This window comes from Erythrobacter sp. QSSC1-22B (assembly GCF_001678665.1).
Lineage (GTDB): Bacteria > Pseudomonadota > Alphaproteobacteria > Sphingomonadales > Sphingomonadaceae > Qipengyuania.
On the sequence record NZ_LZRP01000004.1, the window covers coordinates 148,165 to 164,172 of the forward strand.

General features: G+C 65.2%; 17 protein-coding genes. 6 read left to right on the top strand and 11 right to left on the bottom strand.

Annotated features, from left to right (window positions below; all coding sequences use genetic code 11):
* Positions 1 to 54: 54 nt before the first annotated feature.
* The 7 genes from A9995_RS08385 to rpsU form a co-directional block, all read right to left on the bottom strand.
* A complete protein-coding gene (locus A9995_RS08385; protein ID WP_067611401.1) occupies positions 55 to 1,218 on the bottom strand; it encodes a hypothetical protein in 1,164 nt (387 codons plus the stop codon).
* The gene (gatB, locus tag A9995_RS08390) at positions 1,215 to 2,714 is read right to left on the bottom strand and encodes an Asp-tRNA(Asn)/Glu-tRNA(Gln) amidotransferase subunit GatB (protein ID WP_067611412.1); all 1,500 of its coding nucleotides are present in this window, start codon (positions 2,712 to 2,714) and stop codon (positions 1,215 to 1,217) included. Before gatB ends, A9995_RS08385 begins: the two co-directional genes overlap by 4 nt.
* A complete protein-coding gene (locus A9995_RS17045) occupies positions 2,707 to 2,847 on the bottom strand; it encodes a hypothetical protein (protein ID WP_168157362.1) in 141 nt (46 codons plus the stop codon). Before A9995_RS17045 ends, gatB begins: the two co-directional genes overlap by 8 nt.
* Complete coding sequence (gene gatA, locus A9995_RS08395) at positions 2,844 to 4,328, bottom strand: Asp-tRNA(Asn)/Glu-tRNA(Gln) amidotransferase subunit GatA (RefSeq protein ID WP_067611415.1); 1,485 nt, start codon at positions 4,326 to 4,328, stop codon at positions 2,844 to 2,846. The genes A9995_RS17045 and gatA overlap by 4 nt, the downstream gene beginning before the upstream one ends.
* Positions 4,325 to 4,627, bottom strand: coding sequence for an Asp-tRNA(Asn)/Glu-tRNA(Gln) amidotransferase subunit GatC (gene gatC / locus A9995_RS08400; RefSeq protein ID WP_067611418.1), 303 nt, complete (start codon positions 4,625 to 4,627; stop codon positions 4,325 to 4,327). The genes gatA and gatC overlap by 4 nt, the downstream gene beginning before the upstream one ends.
* A 55-nt stretch (positions 4,628 to 4,682) precedes the next feature.
* Positions 4,683 to 5,306: an FKBP-type peptidyl-prolyl cis-trans isomerase gene (locus A9995_RS08405; protein WP_067611421.1), complete on the bottom strand. Its 624-nt coding sequence runs from the start codon at positions 5,304 to 5,306 to the stop codon at positions 4,683 to 4,685.
* 157 nt (positions 5,307 to 5,463) lie between these two features.
* A complete protein-coding gene (gene rpsU, locus A9995_RS08410) occupies positions 5,464 to 5,664 on the bottom strand; it encodes a 30S ribosomal protein S21 (protein ID WP_067611817.1) in 201 nt (66 codons plus the stop codon).
* 252 nt (positions 5,665 to 5,916) lie between these two features.
* Between rpsU and crcB the strand changes: the two genes are divergently transcribed.
* The 5 genes from crcB to A9995_RS08435 are packed head-to-tail and all read left to right on the top strand — an operon-like array spanning position 5,917 to position 9,259.
* Entirely contained in the window at positions 5,917 to 6,324 is a 408-nt protein-coding gene (gene crcB, locus A9995_RS08415; RefSeq protein ID WP_067611424.1) for a fluoride efflux transporter CrcB, read from the top strand.
* Positions 6,321 to 7,625, top strand: a complete 1,305-nt coding sequence (locus tag A9995_RS08420; RefSeq protein ID WP_082992584.1) for an RluA family pseudouridine synthase — start codon at positions 6,321 to 6,323, stop codon at positions 7,623 to 7,625. The genes crcB and A9995_RS08420 overlap by 4 nt, the downstream gene beginning before the upstream one ends.
* Positions 7,622 to 8,287 (top strand): HAD-IA family hydrolase, encoded by a 666-nt coding sequence (locus A9995_RS08425; RefSeq protein ID WP_067611427.1) that lies wholly within the window; start codon positions 7,622 to 7,624, stop codon positions 8,285 to 8,287. Before A9995_RS08420 ends, A9995_RS08425 begins: the two co-directional genes overlap by 4 nt.
* On the top strand, positions 8,280 to 8,564 hold the full coding sequence (locus tag A9995_RS08430) for a hypothetical protein (RefSeq protein ID WP_067611429.1): 285 nt from the start codon (positions 8,280 to 8,282) through the stop codon (positions 8,562 to 8,564). Before A9995_RS08425 ends, A9995_RS08430 begins: the two co-directional genes overlap by 8 nt.
* The gene (locus A9995_RS08435) at positions 8,561 to 9,259 is read left to right on the top strand and encodes an ATP12 family chaperone protein (RefSeq protein ID WP_067611433.1); all 699 of its coding nucleotides are present in this window, start codon (positions 8,561 to 8,563) and stop codon (positions 9,257 to 9,259) included. Before A9995_RS08430 ends, A9995_RS08435 begins: the two co-directional genes overlap by 4 nt.
* A 1-nt stretch (position 9,260) precedes the next feature.
* Here A9995_RS08435 and A9995_RS08440 read toward each other — a convergent pair whose 3' ends face one another.
* From A9995_RS08440 to A9995_RS08455, 4 genes are read right to left on the bottom strand one after another with little or no spacing between them, the layout of a single operon-like run.
* Positions 9,261 to 9,845: an ABC-type transport auxiliary lipoprotein family protein gene (locus A9995_RS08440; protein ID WP_168157363.1), complete on the bottom strand. Its 585-nt coding sequence runs from the start codon at positions 9,843 to 9,845 to the stop codon at positions 9,261 to 9,263.
* Between the two features lie 8 nt (positions 9,846 to 9,853).
* Positions 9,854 to 10,801 (bottom strand): MlaD family protein, encoded by a 948-nt coding sequence (locus A9995_RS08445; RefSeq protein ID WP_067611443.1) that lies wholly within the window; start codon positions 10,799 to 10,801, stop codon positions 9,854 to 9,856.
* A gap of 8 nt (positions 10,802 to 10,809) precedes the next feature.
* Complete coding sequence (locus tag A9995_RS08450) at positions 10,810 to 11,709, bottom strand: ABC transporter ATP-binding protein (RefSeq protein ID WP_067611445.1); 900 nt, start codon at positions 11,707 to 11,709, stop codon at positions 10,810 to 10,812.
* A complete protein-coding gene (locus A9995_RS08455; protein WP_067611448.1) occupies positions 11,709 to 12,821 on the bottom strand; it encodes an ABC transporter permease in 1,113 nt (370 codons plus the stop codon). Before A9995_RS08455 ends, A9995_RS08450 begins: the two co-directional genes overlap by 1 nt.
* 124 nt (positions 12,822 to 12,945) lie before the next feature.
* Here A9995_RS08455 and A9995_RS08460 point away from each other — a divergent pair, with 124 nt between their 5' ends.
* Positions 12,946 to 15,810, top strand: coding sequence for a valine--tRNA ligase (locus A9995_RS08460; protein ID WP_067611451.1), 2,865 nt, complete (start codon positions 12,946 to 12,948; stop codon positions 15,808 to 15,810).
* The last annotated feature ends 198 nt before the right edge of the window (positions 15,811 to 16,008 follow it).

Consider the following 16,008-nt stretch of genomic DNA (forward strand, 5'->3'; position numbering starts at 1 on the left):
TGAGCGTATCCGAGGGCCCGTCGCGCGAAGCCCGCCCCGCCCCGCGCGGCCTCTTCATCGGGAGGTCGGGATGACGGCACGCACCCGGTAGTTTCCGGGGGGAAGCAACAGCGGGATATCTTCGCCGGGTTCAAGATATACGCGATCCATCGGCACGGCGTCGAACGGCTCGCCCGCGACGAAGGCTTCGATGATCAGAGGCTGGTTTGCGCGGCGCAATTCGACTGGAACCCGAATTGCGATATCGCCTGCGTCCCGGCGCCAGGCGGCCCGCTGGTCCCGAAACCGGGTTACCGGATGCGAGAGGACGATATCGACCATGCCCGCCGGCCGGTCCGCAGGAAGGATGGCCAGAAAGGGTTCCCCGCCCTCGCTCGAACAAAGCGTCTGGGACACGGTCAGGGGATCGATCCCGGTGAGCGCTTTCAGCCGGGCGGCCATCCACAGATCGCCGTTCTCGCCGAGAGGGACTTCTGCGGCATGGGAATAGCCGACATGGACCAGCAGCTTCTCGTCCGGCCCCATGCCAGCGAGAATTGCCGCGAGATTTGCGGCTTGTGCGGTCTCACGGGCTGCAATCGATGTTGCCCGGTCGGCACCATCCGGTGCGGATTGCGACGGAGTTTCTTCGTAGGCGACCATTTGGTATCCAAGGCGCTTGGCCTCACGGACGGCCCGCCCGAAGGCCGGTTCGCGGCTGTAGTAACCGTCGTGGACATGCGGCCAGGCAAGATCGGAATGTTTAGCGACGGGGTCCGCTCCATCCTCGGCGTTCGAGAAAGTCTCCGCGGCATAGACGGTGAAGCCAAACGGTCGCAGGGCCTCGAGCAGCTCGCGCACGGTTTCGCGGTGACGCGTGACCTTGTGGCTTTCGTTGACAATCACGATCCGGCTCGTCGCCGCCCGCGTCGCAATCGCCTCGACCACGCTCTCCCGGTCCCGGGGCGTCGTCGGCATCGAAGTGCAGGCTCGCGGCAGATACTCGGCATCGCCAGTCATCGCCGCGCGATCCTCGCGGCCCAGCATCGACCATGTCTGCGCCGCAATACCGGCGGGATCGTCGGATCCGGGCAACCGGTAGAAAAACGCCTGCCCGGTTTCCTCGGCGCTTAGCGGCGCCCCTGCGATTTCGAGTGTGACCGCAGGGCTCGGCGGCGGAACGGATGCGCAGGCGGAAGCGAGAATTGCAATTCCCGAAACCGCCTGCCGCCAATTCACCCCAGCTTGGCCTTGAGCAGATCATTGACCACCGCCGGATTGGCCTTGCCCTGCATCGCCTTCATCGTCTGGCCGACGAAGAAGCCGAACAGCTTGTCCTTGCCGCCGCGATACTGTTCGACCTTGTCGGGGTTGGCGGCGATGACCTCGTCGACCGCGAGCTCGATCGCGCCGGTGTCGGACTGCTGCTTGAGGCCTTCGGTTTCGGCGATCTCGCCCGGTTCGCGCCCCGTCTTGAGCACGATCTCGTAGATTTCCTTGGCCTGCCCGCCGCTGATTGCGCCCGCGGCCTGCAATTCGAGGATCGCGGCCTGCGCCTGCGCGGTGGCATATGCGGGATCGGCGTCATCGCCCAGCGACTTGAATACGCCCGGCGCCACCGACAGCGCCCAATTGGCGACCTGGGTGGCGACCTCCGCCTCGCTCTTGCCGGCGCGGCGCGCGGTCTCGGCCAGCAGCGTTTCGTAGCGCGCGAAGGTCTCGACCTCGGCGGTCAGTTCGCGGGCGTTGTAGGGCGTCAGGCCCAGTTCGCTTTCGTAACGCGCGCGCTTGGCGTCGGGCAGTTCGGGCAGGCTGGCGCGGCATTCGGCGAGGAAATCCTCCCCCAGTTCCAGCGGCAGCAGATCGGGATCGGGGAAATAGCGATAGTCGTGCGCATCTTCCTTGCTGCGCATCGTCCGCGTGGTGCCGGTACCCGGATCGAACAGCCGCGTTTCCTGCACCACCGTGCCGCCATCCTCGATGAGATCGACCTGGCGCTGCGCCTCGAACTCGATCGTCTGCATCACGAAGCGTACAGAATTGACGTTTTTGGTTTCGGTCCTGGTGCCCAGCTCGGGATCGCCGACCTTACGCACGCTGACGTTGACGTCGGCGCGCATCGAGCCTTCTTCCATATTGCCGTCGCATGAGCCGACATAGCGCAGGATCGCGCGCAGCTTGCGGACATAGGCGCCGGCCTCGGCAGGCGAGGTCATGTCGGGGCGGCTGACGATCTCCATCAGCGCCACGCCGACGCGGTTGAGATCGACATAGGACATGGTGGGATGCTGATCGTGCATCAGCTTGCCCGCATCCTGCTCGATATGGATGCGCTCGATCCCGATGATCTTGTCTTCCGGGATGCCGGCCTTGTCGTCGGCATCGATGGTCAGCGAGCCTTCGCCGACGATCGGATGGTAGAGCTGGCTGATCTGGTACCCTTGCGGCAGATCGGCGTAGAAGTAGTTCTTGCGGTCGAACCGGCTGTATTTGTTGATCTGCGCTTCGATTGCCATCCCGGTGCGCACCGCCTGGCGGACGCATTCGGCGTTGAGCACCGGCAGCATCCCGGGCATCGCCGCATCGACGAGGCTGACCTGCGTGTTGGGCTCGGCCCCGAAGGCGGTGCTGGCGCCCGAAAACAGCTTGGCGTTGGAGGTGATCTGCGCATGGACCTCGAGGCCGATCACGACCTCCCAATCGCCGGTGGCGCCGTGGATGCGGTAGCTACTCATCTTCGATCAACTTTCCATCTTTGTCGAAGCGCGCTTCGCCTGTCTTGGCGCGGCTCGCGACCCATACCGGGACGACGAACAGCGTGATCGCGACCGCGATCGAAGCAATCCATTCGAGGGGACCGAAACTCAACACCACCATTTGTCCGGCTGAGCGCTGAACCCTGCGCGCTGCTCGATCGCCAGACCCGCGTTGAGCACGCCCTGCTCGTCGAAAGGCCTGCCGACCAGCTGCAGCCCAAGCGGCAGGCCGCCTTCGTTCTGCATCGCGGGCACGCTCATCGCGGGCAAGCCGGCGAGGCTGGCGGGGACCGCGAAGACATCGTTGAGATACATCGCCAGCGGGTCTTCGCTGTTCTCGCCCAGCGGGAAGCTGGCGGTGGGGGTGGTTGGCGCGAGGATCAGGTCGCACTGCGCGAAAGCCTGCTCGAAATCGCGCGCCACCAGCGCCCGGACCTTCTGCGCTTGCGTGTAATAGGCATCGTAGAAGCCCGCGCTCAGCACATAGGTGCCGATCAGGATCCGGCGCTTGACCTCGTCGCCGAAGCCCGCCTCGCGGGTCTCGGCATACATGTCCTGCAGGCCGGCCCCATCGGGCAGATCGCGCAGGCCGTAACGCACGCCATCGTAGCGCGCGAGATTGGACGAGGCTTCGGCGGGCGCGATGATGTAATAGGCCGGCAGCGCGTATTTGGTGTGCGGCAGCGAGATGTCGACGATGGTCGCGCCGGCATCGCGGAGCCATTGCTTGCCGCGCTCCCAGCTGTCGAGAATCGCCGCATCGGTGCCTTCCATCCGGTATTCGCGCGGGATGCCGATCGTCTTGCCCGCCAAATTGCCATCCAGCCCGGCGGCCCAGTCGGGCACATCCATCTTGAGGCTGGTGGCATCCTTGGGATCGAACCCCGCCATCGCGCCGAGCATGATGGCGCAATCTTCCACGCTGCGCGCCATCGGCCCGGCCTGGTCGAGGCTGCTGGCAAAGGCGACCACGCCCCAGCGCGAGCAGCGGCCATAGGTCGGCTTGATCCCGCAGATGCCGGTGAAGGCGGCGGGCTGGCGGATCGAACCGCCGGTGTCGGTCCCGGTGGCGGCGGGCGCGATCCGCGCGGCGACCGCGGCGGACGAACCGCCCGAGGAGCCGCCCGGGCTCATCGGCGCATTGGTGCCAGTGCGGCGCCAGGGCGAGGAGACATTGCCGAAATGGCTGGTCTCGTTGGACGAGCCCATCGCGAACTGGTCGAGATTGAGCTTGCCGAGCATGCCCGCACCCGCATCCCACAGCTTCTGCGAAACGGTGCTCTCGTAGCGCGGCACGAAGCCTTCGAGGATGTGGCTGGCGGCGGTGGTCTGCACGCCTTGGGTGCAGAACAGATCCTTCATCCCGATCGGCACGCCGGCCATCGGCCCGAGTGCTTTGCCTGCGGCGCGGTCGGCATCGACCTTGCTCGCCGCATCCAGCGCATGATCCGGGGTGGTGACGATGAAGGCATTGAGCGCGCTCGCATCGGCGACCGCGGCGTTGAACGCCTCGGCCACTTCGCGCGCGGTGAATTCGCCCGCAGCAACGCCATCGCGGAGCGGCTTGATGCCAAGCTGGGTAAGGTCGGTCATTCGATCACCTTGGGCACGCCGAAAAAGCCATGTTCGGCCGCGGGGGCGTTGGCGAGGATGTCCTCGCGCCGCCCGCCGCCGGTGAGCGGATCGGCATCGACGACATCGGCGCGCAGCCGCAGGCTGTTGGGGATCACCGCGGTCATCGGCTCGACCCCGGCGGTATCTACCTCGCCAAGCTGCTCGACCCAGTCGAGGATCTGGCTCAGCTCGGGGGCCATGCGTTCGAGTTCGCCATCGCTCATGCGGATACGCGCGAGCGAGGCGATCTTGGTGACTGTTGCTTTATCGACGGACATGAGCGCCGCGTTAGCCGCGCGGGCCCGGCGCTTCAAGCGAGGATCGAGCGCAAGATTACTGCAGCGGCGCCGGTGCGGGCTGGATGCCGTCCTGCGGAACCGCCTGGCCCTCGGGAGCGGACGGATCGCCCCCCATGTCGCCGGGCGCGCCCATCTGCATCGCCTGCTGCAGCGTGGCGAGGCGGCGCTCGAAATCGGGCATGGTCATGAAATCGACCAGTTCGACCTCGAAGGTCAGCGTCTCGTTGGGCGGGATCACCACATTGCCCTGCGGATCGGTGCGCCCTTCGGCGCCGTAACCCTGGCTGGCGGGGATGGTGATGCGGTAGGTGCCGCCCTTCTGCATCTGCTGCGCGCCCTCGGTGAAGCCGGGGACCATGCGATCGAGCGGGAGCGGATTGCCCTCGGGAAAAATGCCCTCGATCGGGAGCGGAATGTCCTGCGACTGGTCGAACACCGAACCGTCTTCCAGCGTGCCGGTGTAGCGCACGAACACCACGTCGGTCGCGCCCGGGTTCGGGCCGCTGCCCGCGGTCACCGTGTCGACATCGACCCCCCTGGGCGCGGCGTACCAGGCCAGTGCAGCGGCAGCCAGAACCGCCACGACGATGCCGATCCACAGCTTGGTGAGCGAACCCTTGGCGATGGGCTGCAAGGGTACGCGGGTGACTTCGGTCATGGTGTGTCCCGGAAAAGCGAGAGGAAAACAGGAATGCGGCAGGAGTGCGCCGGGAATGCGAAAGGGCGCGGATAGCGATCCGCGCCCTCATGGCTTAGCTTGGCAAATGCTTCAAGTCCGGCGCCTCAAATCGAGCACTGGGCGCGTCGGAGCAAAATCAGCCGTCGCGTTCCATCCGCTTGCGATCCATCTTGCGCGCACGGCGCACGGCAGCAGCCTTTTCACGGGCGCGCTTCTCGCTGGGCTTCTCGTAATGGCGGCGCAGCTTCATTTCGCGATAGACGCCTTCGCGCTGCAGCTTCTTCTTGAGCGCGCGCAAGGCTTGATCGACATTGTTATCGCGAACCATGATCTGCATAAATTCAAACACCTTGCTAAGCGGGCCAGAGCCCGCCGCGGCGGGGTATGCCTCCTTGAAAACCAGGTCGGGAAGACCGTATCGTCGAATCAACGACGACTGAGCCGAATCCGTTCCGGACCGGCAATAACGCTGGCCTCATAAACCCGGCCCCGTGGGAATGCAAGCGTGCCTGCACCCGGCTGCTGCCGGGCTGCGACATCGGCCCGCTGCGGCTTTTCACTTGCCGCATGCGCGGCTAAGGCAGCAGCCATGTCCACCCTCTCCCCTTTCGCCGCTACCGTCAACGTCGCCCTCGGCGGCGCCTTCGGTGCCGCGCTCCGCTATCAGGCGGGCCGCGCGATGACCGGCTGGCTCGGCGCGCCCGCCATGTCGGTCTTTCCTTGGGCGACGCTGGCGGTGAATGCGCTGGGCAGCCTGCTGATCGGGCTGCTGTTCGGCTGGCTGGCGCGATCCGGGCAAGGCGGCGACCAGCTGCGGCTGCTGGTGGGAGTTGGCCTGCTCGGCGGCTTCACCACCTTCAGCGCCTTCAGCCTCGAACTGGTGGTCCTGATCGAGCGCGGCCAGTTCACCATCGCCGCGCTCTACGCATTCCTTTCCATTGCGCTGGGGGTCTCCGGCCTGTTCTTCGGCCTGACCGTAACGAGGTTGTTCGCATGAGCTCCGCCGATACCCCCCAATCCGATGTACCCCAGTCCGATGGCGCCCAGTCCGATGGCCCCCAGTCAGATGGCCCGCAGTCCGAGGTCCGGCAGTTCACCGTCGGTCCCGACGACAACGGCATCCGCCTCGACCGCTGGTTCAAGCGGCACCTGCCGCAGATCGGCTTCAACACGGTCAGCCGCTGGGCGCGCACCGGGCAGATCCGGGTCGACGGCAAGCGCGCCAAGCCCGACGACAGGCTCGAGACCGGCCAGCAATTGCGCGTGCCACCCGGTGGCGAAAGCGACACCCGCAAGCTGCGGGAGAAACCCGAGCTGAGCGACGCGGATCGCGAGCAGGCCGAGGGCATGGTCATTTTCGAGAACGAGGCGGCGATCGTGCTCAACAAGCCGCCGGGCCTCGCCACGCAGGGCGGCACCAAGACCACCCGCCATGTCGACGGGCTGCTCGATGCTTTCGTCGAAGGCGACGAGCCGCGCCCGCGGCTGGTGCACCGGCTCGACAAGGACACCAGCGGCGTGCTGCTGATCGCGCGCACCCCGGGCAGCGCGGCGCATTTCTCGCGTCGTTTTTCCGGGCGCAGCGCGCGGAAAGTCTATTGGGCGCTGGTGGTCGGGGTTCCCGATGTCCGCGAGGGCACGATCGAGGCACCGCTCGCCAAGCAGCCGGGCACCGGCGGCGAGAAGATGCATGTCGACGAGGAAAACGGCCAGATCGCCAAGACCCGCTATCGCGTGGTCGAGAACGCCGGGCGCCGCGCCTCGTGGCTCGAACTCGAACCGCTGACCGGGCGCACCCACCAGCTGCGCGTCCATTGCGCAGCGATGGGCAATCCGATCGTCGGCGATGGCAAATACGGCGGGCAGGACGCCTTCCTCACCGGCAGCATCAGCCGCAAGATGCATCTCCATGCGCGGCGGCTGGTGATCGGTTCGCCGGGCGGCGGCAAGATCGACGCAGTGGCCGAACTGCCCGAGCATTTTGCCGCGACGATGGAGCAGATGGGGTTCGACCTCACGCTGACCAACGCCGAGCCGCTGCGTGACGAGCCGCCGCCCAAATCGCGCGAAGAAAAGAAGCAGGCCGCGCGCCAGCACGCCAAGTCGATCCGCAAGGACCGCCGCGGCGAGCGGCGCGGTCGCGGCGCAGCGGTGGATGCCAAGGGGCCCGCAAAGGGTTCGGCCAAGGGTGCTGGTAAAGGCCCCGGCAAACCCGCCGGCAAGGGTCCCAGACCCGGAGCCGCCAAGCCGACCCGTGCAAGAAGGCCCAGCCCGAAGAAGCCGAGAAACGACGGATGACGCGGCTGGCGGTGTTCGATTGCGACGGAACGCTGGTCGATGGCCAGGCGTCGATCTGCGAAGCGATGGAAGCCGCCTTTGCCGGGGCAGACCTGCCCTGCCCGCCGCGCGCGCAGGTGCGCCGCGTGGTCGGGCTGAGCCTGCCGCAGGCGCTGGTCCAGCTCGCCCCCCGGGCGAGCGAAACCCAGCGCACCGAGATCGTCAGTGGCTACAAGAGCGCCTTCTTCAACGCGCGCACCGAAGGGCGGCTGAGCGAGCCGCTGTTCGAGGGAATGCGCGAATTGCTCCACCGGCTCCACGCGGCCGGCTGGCTGCTTGGCGTTGCGACCGGCAAGAGCGACCGCGGCCTTACCTCCTGCCTCGCCGGACATGAAATTTCCGAACTTTTCGTCACGCTCCAGACCGCCGATCGCCATCCTTCCAAACCGCATCCCGCGATGCTCGAAGCCGCGCTGTTCGAGGCGGGTGTCGAGGCGGGCGCGGCGGTGATGATCGGCGACACCAGTTTCGATATGGAAATGGCCAGCGCAGCCGGGGTGCGCGCAATCGGGGTCGACTGGGGCTATCATGCGCCCGACGAACTGATTGCGACCGGCGCAATCGGAGTGGCAAGCGACATGCTGGCGCTCGAAGCGCTGCTCGGGGACCCGGCGCATGGCTGAACGCGACCCCGTTTCCGGCCCCGATCCCGTCTTCGGGCCCGTCTCCGGGCCCGGCGGTGACCCCGGTCCTGGCCGCGATCCCGCAATGGGGCCCTATATGGCGCTCCAGCTCGTGCGGCTGGGCTGCATCTTTCTGGTGATGTTCGGCCTGCTGATCCAGGAGAACCGGATCGAGGGGCCCGCGCTGCTCGGTGGTGTGCTGCTGGTCGGCGGCGCGCTGGGGTTCTTCTTCGGGCCGCGCGCGCTCGCCAAGCGCTGGAAAAGTCGCGACGAATGAAGCGCTTTTATTCCGAGGTTTCCATCACCGGCGAGACCGACGGCTGGACCGTCCGGCTCGATGGTCGTGCGATCAAGACGCAAGGCGGACAGCCCCAGCTCTTGCCGACCCCCGCGATTGCCGAACTGCTCGCCGCCGAATGGCGCGACCAGGGCGAGACACTCGATCCCAAGCGCTTCGTTCATCGCGATCTGGCGGATTATGCGATCGATATGGTGGCGCGCGATCCCGATCCCGTGCGCGACAATCTGCTCGCCTATGTCGAGACCGATACGCTGTGTTATCGCGCCGATCCCGACGAGCCGTTCTGGCGCCGCCAGCAGCAGCAATGGGAACCGCTGGTCGCCGGGTTCGAGGCGCGCGAACAGGTGGTGCTGGAACGGGTCAGCGGTGTGATCCACCGTCCGCAACGGCCCGAAACTCTGGCCGCTTTGCGCGAACGTCTCGGCAGATTCACGCCCTTCGAACTGGCCGCGCTCGAGACGCTGACCTCGCTCGCTGCTTCGCTCTGCGTCGGCCTGTCGGTGCTCGACGCCGAGGCCGATGCGCAGGCGTTGTGGGATGCCGCCAACCTCGAAGAGGACTGGCAGATCGAGAACTGGGGTGCCGACGAAGAAGCGCAGGAGCGGCGCGTTCTGCGCACCGGGCAATTCCTCGCAGCGCTGGACTTTGCCCGCGCCGCCGCGATCGACTAGCTCAGCCGATCCACGCCGCGACCTGACCGGCGACATCATTGGCCGCCTGATTGAGCGCGACGCCCACGGGGCCTGCCTCGGCGGGAACTCCGGGCACCACCGCTTCGAAGCGCCGCGTGGTCACCGAAGTGCCCTCGCCTCTGCGGACCGCGTCGAAGCTGACGACCACCGAACCGGTCGCGACATCGTAGCCGAATTCGCGCAACACGCCGCTCAGTCGGGCATCCGCCAGCACGCCGGGATCGTCACCATCGATAACGACGCGATCGCTGCGGGTGCGGATCGTCTCGGCCAGCAGGCGGCGGAACAGCCGGGCGGGCTTCTCGACCCACACTGCATCCACGAGATAGGCGATCTCGCTGTCCGTTACCTGCACGGGCACGCGGGTGACGTCGAGCCGCGCGGGCGCTTCGAATTCGCTCAGCACCAGCGCGGAGTTCGCATTGCCGCTTGCGCCCGCACCGGCAGGTGCCGTCGCGGTTGCCGTCAGCGTCAGCAGGCTCGGCGGTGCGTCGGCACCGAAGCTGATGCAGCCAGTAAGCACGAGCGCAGGGGCCAGGCAGGCGAAAATCTTGGCACGGGTCATGGCATGTCTCATGGTTCGTAATCGGGCAGGGGCGGCCCACCCACCAGCGCGCCGGCGCCGTCTTGTTCGATGGTCTCGGTGATATCGCGCAGCGACTTGCTGGTGGCGCGCAGGTCGCGCAGCGTCGCTTCGGCGGCGGGCAGCGTGCTTTCGGTCAGCTGGCGGGTGACCGGGCGCGCTTCCTCGAGCGTCTGCTCAAGCGCGGCGGCTGCGCCGCTGGCGGAGTTGAGCGTATCGCGCAATTGCTCCGAGATCGCCAGGCCTTCCTGGTTGAGCAGGCGGTCGGTGGTGGCGGTAACCTTCTCGAACTGGTCGAGCGCCTCGCTCGATTCGCGCAAGGTCACCTGCAGCTCGAGCATGGTGCGTTCGATCTGCGGGGTCGCACTGGCGAGGTCCGCGGTCATTGTATTGGTATTGGCGAGAATGCCCGCAATCTCGCCCTGATTGTCGTCCGAGAGCAGCCCGGTCAAACGTTCGGTAAGCGTCGCCAGCCGCTCCAGCAGCAGCGGTGCGTTGGCAAGGATCTCGCCGAACCCGCCCGCCTTGGGAGGAATGATGGGCACACCTTCGGTGCAGGCGGTGGTCTCGCAAGTGATCGCCGGCTGGCCGCTGCGCGCGCCGTCGAGCATGATGGTCGAGACACCGGTGAAGCTGGACTGGATGGTCGCGGTGGTGCCGACGAGGATCGGCACCTCGTTCTTGACCTTGATCCGCACCCGGACGAATTCGGGATCCTTGTCCCACAACACGATCTCGCTGACCTGACCCACGGGGACACCGGCGAAGGATACCTGCGACCCGGTGGCGAGACCCGCGACCGAGGTCTTGAAGAAGATGTCGTATTCGTCCTGGTCGCCCTGCCCCAGCCGCGCGATCCACACGATAGCCAGCGCCAGCGCAGCGAGCAGCAGCAGCGTCACCGCCCCTACCCATACATGATTGGCCCGCGTTTCCATTGCCTCGCCTATGCCTTCCTATCCGGCGCATTGTCCAACGCTTTGAGGGTCTGCGCGTCGATGGGCTTGTCCATATGCTTGCGCAATTCCTCGAGCGCCTGCGCGCTGAGCGCCGCGCGTCCGCGCGGGCCGTTGAAATATTCCTGGATCCACTCGTGATCGAGCGCCATCAGATTTGGCACGGTGTCGACCGCGACCACCTTCTTGTCGGCGAGCACCGCCACCCGGTCGCAGATCGCGTGCAGCGTGTCGAGATCGTGGGTGATCAGGAACACGGTCAGCCCCAGCGTTTCCTTCAACTCCAGCGTCAGCCGGTCGAAGGCCGCGGCGCCGATCGGGTCGAGACCGGCGGTCGGCTCGTCGAGGAACAGCAGCTCGGGATCGAGCGCCAGCGCCCGCGCCAGACCGGCGCGCTTGCGCATCCCGCCCGACAGTTCGGATGGGTACTGGTTGACCGCTTCCTCGGGCAGACCCGAAAGCAGCACCTTGAAGCTGGCGATATCCTTGCGCAATTTGTCCGACAGCTCGGGATAGAACTGCTTGAGCGGCACCTCGACGTTCTCGCCCACGGTCAGCGTCGAGAAGAGCGCGCCGCCCTGGAACAACACGCCCCAGCGGTCGCGAACGCCCATCACCTCGTCGGGCTGCGCATCGGTGAGCGAACGACCGAACACCTCGACCTTGCCCTCGCTCGGAGGCTGCAAGCCGATGATCGAGCGCATCAGCACCGATTTCCCCGAACCCGAACCGCCGACCACACCGAGAATCTCGCCGCGCCGCACCTCGAGATCGAGGTTCTCGTGGACGACATGATCGCCAAAGCGATTGACCAGCCCCTTGACCACCACGGGGTGCTCGCCGCGATAGCGCTCGTGGCGACCGGGACGGCTGTCGGTTTCCTCGGCCATCAGGCCCACCCCAGCTTGGTGAAGAACACCGCGAAAAAGGCGTCGATCACGATCACCGCAAAGATCGCCGAGACCACCGCGAGCGTGGTGCGCAGGCCCACCTGTTCGGAATCGCCCTTGACCTGCATGCCGTGATAACAGCCCGCCAGCCCGACGATCAGCCCAAACACCGGGGCCTTGATCAGCCCGACCCACAGATCGTAGATCGGGACGACATCCTGGATCCGTTCGAGGAAGTTGAGGAACGGGATACCGAGCGCGAAATTCGAGATCGTCGCGCCGCCGACAATCGCCATCACCGAAGCGTAGAAGCCCAGCAGCGGCATCATCAGCGTGGCGGCGAGAATACGCGGGATCACCAGCGCCTCGATCGGCGCAATGCCGATCGTGCGCATGGCATCGACTTCCTCGGTCAGCTTCATCGTGCCGATCTGCGCGGCGAAGGCGGAGCCCGAGCGGCCCGCAACCATGATCGCGGTCATCAGCACACCCAGTTCACGCAAGGTGATCCGGCCGACCAGATTGACCGTCAGCGTCTCGGCGCCGAATTGCGACAGCTGTACCGCGCCCTGCTGGGCGATGACGATGCCGATCAGGAAGCTCATCAACCCGACAATGGGCAGAGCGGCGACGCCGACCAGTTCCATCTGGCGCACCAGCGCCTTGCCGCGAAAGCGACTGGGATGGCGAATCAGCGTGCCCGAAGCCGACAGGATCGCGCCGAGAAAACCGACCACGCCATAGATGCCCGCGCGCGCGCTGTAGACTTTTTCGCCGGTGTTCGCGGTGATGCGTTTCCACACCGCTTCGCGCGGCGCGGCCAGCTTCAGCCCGCCTCCCAGATCGCAGACCGCTTCCATCAGACGCGTTGCGCGGTCGCTTGCGCCGACCACCTCGGCATCGAGCCGTTCGGCAAGGTCGCAGGCGACCCATGCGCCGACGGTGTCGATCTCGCTGACGTCGCTCAGATCGATCCGCGCCAACGGGCCTTCGATGTCGTGCAGATCGCGCTCGAGCGCGCCGATCGAGGACACCAGCCACGGGCCCGAAAGCGCCAGTGTGCCGTGCCCTTCCCCTTCTTCGGAGATCGTGAATCCGGCTTCGCTGTCCATTGGCAAAAGCCTATGCGGGTAAATCGCGCGCGCTACAAGGCGCACTCTGCGCGCGGGGGCTATCGCGAGCGCTTGTTGCGGGCAGTTGTTGCGCGGGGGCAGACCCGCTGGCAAAGGCCCAGCCATGAGCACCGATCTTCCGACGACTTTCGACCCCGCCGATATCGAGGCACGCTGGTATTCCCATTGGGAAGACAACGGGCTGTTCCGCCCGGCCCGCCCCGGCGCCGAGCCCTACACCATCGTCAATCCGCCGCCCAACGTGACCGGCTCGCTGCATATCGGCCATGCGCTCGACAACACCCTGCAGGACATCATGATCCGCTACCAGCGGCTGCGCGGCAAGGATGCGCTGTGGGTGGTCGGCACCGACCACGCCGGGATCGCCACGCAGATGGTGGTCGAGCGTCAGCTCGAGGCAGCGCAGGACAAACGCACCAATCATTCGCGCGAGGATTTCATCGCCAAGGTGTGGGAATGGAAGGAAGAAAGCGGCGGCACGATCACCCGCCAGCTGCGCCGGCTTGGCTGCTCGATGGACTGGTCGCGCGAACAGTTCACGATGGACGAGCATTTCTCGAAAAGCGTGCTCAAGACCTTCGTCGACCTCCACCGCGACGGGTTGATCTATCGCGACAAGCGGCTGGTCAATTGGGACCCCAAGCTCAAGACCGCGATCTCCGATCTCGAGGTCGAGAACCGCGAGACGAACGGCCAGATGTGGCATTTCAAATACCCGCTCGCCGACAATGCGACCTACACCTATGTCGAGCGCGACGAGGATGGCGCGATCGTGTTCGAGGAAGAGCGCGACTACATTTCCATCGCCACCACGCGCCCGGAAACCATGCTCGGCGATGGCGCGGTGGCGGTGCATCCAAGCGACGCGCGCTACGCCTCGCTGGTTGGTAAATTGTGCGAGATCCCGGTGGGGCCCAAAGAGCACCGCCGCCAGATCCCGATCATCACCGACGAATATCCCGATCCCGATTTCGGATCGGGCGCGGTCAAGATCACCGGCGCGCACGACGAGAACGACTATGGCGTCGCGCAGCGCAATGGCATCCCGATGTATCGCCTGATGGACGAAGTCGCCGCCATGCGCAGCGATGGTGAGGCATACGCCGAAACATCGCAGCGGGCCCGTGCCCTCGCTCGCGGTCAGGCGGCGAGCGCGGCCGACATCGACGCCATGAACCTCGTGCCAGAGGAGTACCGCGGTCTTGATCGCTACGAGGCGCGCAAGCGGGTGGTCGCCGATATCGATGCCGAAGGTCTGATGATCGGCGTCGAAGACAAGGTCATCATGCAACCCTACGGCGATCGCGGCGGGGTGGTGATCGAACCGATGCTGACCGACCAGTGGTATGTGAACGCCGGCGAACTCGCCAAGGCACCGATCGCGGCGGTGAAGAGCGGCGACGTCGAGATCGTACCCAAAAGCTGGGAAAAGACCTTCTTCAACTGGATGGAGAACATCCAGCCGTGGTGCGTCAGTCGCCAGCTGTGGTGGGGGCACCGGATCCCGGCTTGGTACGACGAGACCGGAAAGGCCTATGTCGCGCTGACCGAGGCCGAGGCCCGCGAGCAGGCGGGCGAAGGCGTCGAACTGACCCGCGACGAGGACGTGCTCGACACCTGGTTCTCCAGCGCGCTGTGGCCCTTCGCCACGCTCGGCTGGCCGGAACAGACCGATCTCGTCGATAAACACTACCCGAATAACCTGCTGATCTCCGGCTTCGACATCCTGTTCTTCTGGGATGCGCGGATGATGATGATGGGGCGCCATCTGACCGGCCAGAATCCTTGGCCCAAGCTCTATCTCCACGGTCTGGTGCGCGCGGCCGATGGTCAGAAGATGTCCAAATCCAAGGGCAATGTGGTCGATCCGCTGGGGCTGATCGACCGCTATGGCGCCGACGCCCTGCGCTTCTTCATGGCGGCGATGGAAAGCCAGGGCCGCGACATCAAGATGGATGACCGCCGGGTCGAGGGCTATCGCAATTTCGCAACCAAGCTGTGGAATGCGACGCGGTTCTGCCAGTCAAACGGCATCGGCGCGAGCACGCAGATCGCCGCGCCTGAGGCCACGCTGGCGGTCAACAAATGGATCATCGGCGAGGTGGTGGAGACGCAAACCGCGCTCGACCGCGCGCTCGCCGAGCTGCGCTTCGACGCGGCGGCGAACACGATCTACCATTTCGTCTGGGACCGCTTTTGCGACTGGTATCTGGAACTGATCAAGGGCGTTTTCGCGCTAGAAGCCGACGAAATTGTCGAACCTGCTGCGCGCCAAGAGCGCCACAGGCAAGCGAACGAAACCAGGGCCGTAGCGGGATGGGTCTTGGACCAAATATTCGTATTACTTCATCCGTTTATGCCATTCATCACCGAAGAACTTTGGTCAAAACAAGGCGAACGCGCCAATTATCCACTTATAACAGCGGAGTGGCCCAATCCAGCGGTAGTGGTCGATACTGACTCGAAAGAAGAGATCGACTGGTTGATCGAAACGGTCAGAGAAATTCGCTCCGCGAAAAATGAAGTTGGCGTGCCATCCGGATCCAAGCCTGCGATGACCATTTTTCATACCGATCAAAAACGCGATCAATGGCTCTATGATAATCAAACTGCTTTCAAACGCCTAGCTCGGGTCGAACTATTCCTAATTTCTGATCGACTTGAACCAGATACGAATAACCGACTTCAAACCCGTCGTGCCCAGAAGGGTGCAATTCTTATTGAAAAGGAGGGCTTTGCAGCCACAATCGAATTGAAAGGCGTGATCGATATCGCCGCCGAAAAGGCACGGCTCGAGAAGGCGCTGGTGGTCAGCCGCAAGGAAGCGGGATCGCTCAAGGGGCGGCTGGGCAACGCCAGCTTCGTCGAACGCGCCAAGCCCGAAGCGGTCGAGAAAGCGCGCGCCGATCTGGCGCATCACAGCGCCGAGGTCGAACGGCTCGAGGCGGCGCTGGCGCGGCTGGGCTAAGCCGGTTGGCGGACAGTTTTCCTACAGCGGTTTTGTCTGCCATGACATGGCTGTGAGGCTCGCGGGCCATGTGATTGCGGACATTGTGTTTGCGGGCGGTCTGATTGGCGGGGCCGAGGGTTGGACTGGTCGTGAAACAGTAAGATGTGTCACCCTGTTAGGAAAATATATATCTTAGACAAAGGGTTGTTATGAAGA